Annotated in this window: 2 protein-coding genes and 1 pseudogene; all 3 read left to right on the top strand. The window is 35.0% G+C overall.

Features of this window, described 5'->3' with window-relative positions:
• Positions 1–3,857: hypothetical protein (locus tag QZL64_RS00290; RefSeq protein ID WP_296309058.1), on the top strand; the 3,857-nt coding region annotated here is incomplete at its 5' end.
• A gap of 1 nt (position 3,858) precedes the next feature.
• Positions 3,859–4,278: a hypothetical protein gene (locus QZL64_RS00295; RefSeq protein WP_021840066.1), complete on the top strand. Its 420-nt coding sequence runs from the start codon at positions 3,859–3,861 to the stop codon at positions 4,276–4,278.
• 73 nt (positions 4,279–4,351) lie between these two features.
• Positions 4,352–5,612 (top strand): annotated as a pseudogene (locus tag QZL64_RS00300) (hypothetical protein); the annotation flags it as partial.

The raw sequence follows: 5,612 nt of genomic DNA on the forward strand, positions 1-5,612 counted from the left end.
GTAGTGGTGATGTACCAGGTTATCATACACAACCTTCTAGTACTATTACTTCTTTACAAGGATATTATAAAGGAATAAGTGCTGATCCCTTAGTAAGTACTGATACATTAAATCAAGCATTATCTAAACTTGAAAATCAAGTAGAAGCAGTTGCAGATGGATCTGGTTCTTTACCTGTAATCAAAATGGGTGAAAGTACTACACCTACTGATAGCTATATTTATACTGCCGGTAAAGTAAAACAAGACTACGTATTTAAAAGTGGGGATACTGTACCTGGAAGAATAATATATACTACAGGTATACAGGGAGGGCAAACATTCCGTTCTGGTTGGGATGGAGTTGGAGCTAGTTTGTATCCATCAAATTCTAAATGGAATCTAGAATTAGATAACCTATTTGTTAGAGGTAATATGACAGTTAATGAATTAACTGTAAATGAAATAAAAGCAGTAGGTGGAGATATTTTAGTTACATTAGGTGATATGAAATGTATTAAAGTAGAGGAAAAAGATAATGGATACAAATGTTACTTTGATACAGAAGATGGCACCAAGTATAATGAATTTATTGTAAACGACCAAGCAATATGTCAAAAATTTGATGGACATAATGTAAAAAGATATTGGAGAGCTGTAACAGAAGTAGGTAGTGATTATATATTACTATCTAAGGATGTGTGTGAGCCTGGTAGTAGTACGCCTTCTGCGGATGATGAAATATTATTATTAGGTCATAGAGTAGAAGGAGATGCTGAATATGACAAGCAAATGGAAGATAGACGTAATGCTATTTTCATTTCTGCAAAAGGGTCAAATGCTCCAAGGATTGCCTTTTACTCAGGAATCAATGATTTTACTTTGGAAGGCAAAGATAAAACAGTAATTGGAAAAGATAGTAAATTTGTTGGTACAATCACAGTAGTATCTAAAGATGGAACTGAAACTGGTATCCCTATTTATAGAGGTACGTGGTCAGTGGATAAACAATATTATTATTATGACTGTGTAACATATAATGGTAGTACTTGGATAGCCACTCAGGATAATATTGGCAAAGAACCGAAAGAAGGAAGCCCTTACTGGACAATTTATATTGCAAAAGGAGAAAATGGGCAAGCTGGTGATGATGTTGCAAAATGGGTAGAAATTGTTGGAAATAGAATGTTTTTATATGATTCCCCAGATTTTTCTGGTACTCCTACCCCAAATAATTTAGGATTAAATGCAAATGTATATGGAATTGTGCAACCATCATATCAGTGGACAAATGTAACGAATAATAGTGAAATCGTTGGCTATGGCAATTCCCTAATAGTTACACCTGATATGGTTGCTGATAGAACTGCTATTTTTAGATGTACAGTGACCGATAGTGATACTCAAGCGACATATTATGACGAAATACAGGTTGCTAAATTAGCAAATGGTGCTGAAGGTCTGGATGCATATTATATAGATTTAACAAATTATTCTGCATCTGTCCCATTTGATAGTTCTGGTACTATACTAATAGACCCATCTACAATATATACTGATGTATTTGCATATCATGGAATTACTCAGATACCAATTATTTCTATGACTGCCAAGTTTACTGAGGGTTCTGGTACATGTGAAGTTAAAGATAATAGAGTATCTTTGAAAACATTAACTTCTACTAGTGCAAGAATAACTCTTACAATTGAAGTAGACGAAGGTGTAACAGTAACTAAAGATTGGTATATTAACCAAAGTAAAAATGGAGAAGATGGTTTTAATGGAGAGGATGCCGTTAGAACATATTTAACTGGAGAACAATTTTTTCACTATGCAGAATATGCAAAAATACCAACGCCACAATCAATAACATTAAAAATGGATACTACATTAATGGATGTAGCTTCATATAAATGGTATTGGAAAGTATCTGGTACTTCTGAATGGACCTTGTTAGAAGGAGAAACAAAATCTGAATTAGTTGTAGTTTATAATGGAATCTATTTTCAAACTGGTGAAGATGAGATTACGTTTAGATGTGTTGTAACTAGTGTCAGTGGAATGTCCTTTGAAGATATAATTACAATAAATAATGTTCGAGATGGAGAAAGTGCATACAGAGGAGCGTTAGACAATGAAAGTATGACTGTTCCTGCAAACTACGAAGGTGTTGTTAGCGATTGGTCTCAAGCTACTACTTATGCTAATTTAAGAAGGGGTGGTACAAAATTTGCTAATACTGAATATACTTTAACTTCTTCTCAACTAAGTGGGGTAGGTACATTAAGTATAAATCAGGAAAAGAAACAAATTACTGTTAATAGCTCCAGTATTCCAGAGAATTACGTTACTGTACAATGGCAAATAGATTTTGTACATGAAGGAAAAACTGTAGATACAGTAGTGTTATCTTTAGTAAAAAACGTTACTGGTAAAGATGGGGATATTGGTAATTCTTCTATACAAATATATTGTAATACCAATAGTACTCCAACACGTCCTACTTTTACAGAAATGATTTCTTCCAGTGGTGGTACATCTGGATCTTTTGCTTGGTATCCAGATCCTACTAATAGTACTACTACTCTTACTTGGACAAGTACAGGTTATCTTAATCCAAATACAAATAAGATAGATTTATTACCTGATAAATCAGGGTATAGATGGACACAACCTGTGATTTTTTCTCCGTTGAATGGAGAAAATGGTTCAGATGGTAGAGGTGTGAGAAGTGTTACTATGCAATATTATAAATCTACTTCACCAACTTCCTTGTCAGGTGGAAGTTGGAGTTCAACTGCACCAAGTGCAGAGGATGGATATTGGATATGGACTAGATTATACATAGTGTTTGATGATGGAGATTATTCATATACAAATGCAGTATGTACTACAGGTGCAACCGGAAGTACTGGAGATTATGGTCCTGGTTTAAGTTATCGTGGTGAATACTCTTCTTCTACTAGTTATTCTTGGACAACAAACTCTCAAGGAAACGTAAGAGATATAGTAAAGTATAGTGGTTCGTTTTATGCAGTGAATAGATCTAAGAAAGGTGCTGGTGCGTTTAGTGGAAAAACTCCAAGTAGTAATGCAGGTACAGATGGTGGCAATTACTACTGGGTTAAATTTAATTCTTTTGATAATGTAGCTACAGATTTATTATTCGCAGATAAAGCAACTATTGCAGGATGGGATTTTTATAATACTAATATTCAATCTCAATCTGGTACAATGCGATTAGATGGTAGAACAACTGCTGCCGTTACAAGTAAAATTCATTTAGCAATAGGATCTAATGCAGCATCTTCACCTGGATCTGCACCGTTTAGAGTAGATACTAGCGGTCAATGTTACACATCAAAGCTAAATGCAGTAGGTGGTACTGTAGGAGGATTTGATATTTCGGGAGGTAGAATGACAGGTTCTAATTCAGACAGTTATGGAAACAAGTTCACATTATCCCCTACTATGACTATGTATGGTAGTTATGGAATTCCTTCTGCTGCTGTTGGTTTTGGTTTATCAGCAATTCCAGCAACTACTGGGCAAACATGTCCTGCAGTAGTATTGAATACTTTGAATAGTAGAGAAGGTGCTACAAATGGCTTTACTCTCATATTATATAATGGATCTGCTAGATATAGTAATACCCCACAACGTTGGTTAAATTGTCAACATTATACTAATTCAGGATGGGGATCTGGTTTTTCTGTAGAAAGTAGATACTTCGGAGATCAAAACAATATGGAAAGAACTATTGTCAATTTTGTTCAGTTACCTACTTTAACTCAACTAAAAAATTACGGTTTGGAGTCTAGTGATACTAGTTTTAATGTTAGGGTGAGTAATGGTGGATATTTATATATAGAAGGATAATATGGAACTTAATTTAAAGGAAAGAGCAATTATAATATACAACTTACTTTGGAAATATGATTCTTATGTTAATTTACAAACAAAAGAGTCTATTAAACAAAAAGTTGACTTTACAGAAGAGGAGCTTGAAGGGATTAGCCAATATACTGGCGTAGATGGTAATGTGTATACACAGTTTAGTGGTGTCTTGGATCTAGAAACTACCCAAAACTATGAATTTACTGAAAATGAAATAATTTATCTTGCAGATAAAATAATGGTTTTAAATGCAACTAATAGGTTGAATGATGAGGGTATGTCGATGTATGAAAAAATTGAGAACATCTACTCACAAATACAAGCAGAAAAAGGGTTTACAAAAATAGGACCGTGGCAATATGCTAACGCAAAAGAACTAAATAATAACTATTACAATGGTTAAGAATAATGTATATTATGAGTGGTTTGCAAGTATAACCGTACCCAATCCAGATCAGGTTGGGTACTGGGTTGACTTGGGAGCAGATTCAAAAGGTAGAATAATTAAAGTTTACAATCACGATATAGAAAAATGGATTGTACTCTTTGATGTAAGTAAAGATGACTATGTACCACCATTTATTGGTTCTAATGGCAACTGGTGGGTAGACAATAGAGATACTGGAGTAAAAGCTACTGCAGAGACTCCATATATAGGTGAGAATGATCATTGGTTTACTTATGATCCTATCAACAAAGTATATGTAGATACAGGTATAGAAGCTCGTGGTCTTAGTGCTTATGATATTGCAGTTAAATTAGGTTTCGAAGGTAGTGAACAAGATTGGATTGATAGCCTAAGTAAAGCATCTGAAGATGCAGCAGTTGCAGCACTAGATGCAGCTAATAAAGCAAATGAAGCTGCAGATAAAGCCAATCAAGCTGTAGAAGAAATTGAGGGTATAGTTGATGATGCTATCGCTGCTACTGATAAAGCTGAAGAAATTGCTAGTAATCCACCAAAGATCGTAGATAATGATTGGTGGATTTATGACTACGATACTAAACAATATGTTAATACTGGTATAGCTGCTATTGGTGATGCTTTCACTTACAAGAAGGAATATCCTTCAGTTGAAGCAATGGAAGCTGATTGGGGTACTGCAGATGTAAAGTTAGGTGAGTATGTACTTATTAATACTAATGATGTAGAAGATCCTGATGATGCTAAAGTTTACTTAAAGACTCAAGAAGGCTGGAAGTTTATTGTTGACTTATCTGGTATGCAAGGTATTCAAGGTTGGTCAGCGTATGAAGTTGCAGTAAAACATGGTTTTGTAGGTACTGAAGCAGAGTGGGTTCAATCATTAAAACAACCTGCATTAGATGCAGCAGCAGAAGCATTAGAAGCTAAAGCACAAGTAGAAGCTACTGAACAAGCTGTTAAGGAAGCAGAAGCATTACGTGTTACTGCAGAACAAGGTAGAGTTAATGCTGAGAATACCAGAGTAAGCAATGAAAATACACGTATCTCCAATGAAGATAGTAGGAAAGCAGAAGAGACTAAAAGGGTAACTGCTGAGAATGAGCGTATTGCTGCAGAGAACTCTAGAAAGTCTGAGGAGGAGATTCGTAAGACTAATGAAGCTAATCGTGTATCTGCTGAAAGTTCTAGAGCTAGTGCAGAGACATTAAGAGCTTCTGCTGAAGCTGAACGTAACACAAATGAGCAGAAAAGGATTGAGGAAGAAACAAAAAGAATCAGTTCTGAAGAAGGAAGAGTTGCAGCTGAAACAG

It is taken from the genome of Veillonella sp. CAG:933 (assembly GCF_000431435.1).
Taxonomy (GTDB): Bacteria; Bacillota; Negativicutes; order Veillonellales; family Veillonellaceae; genus Veillonella_A.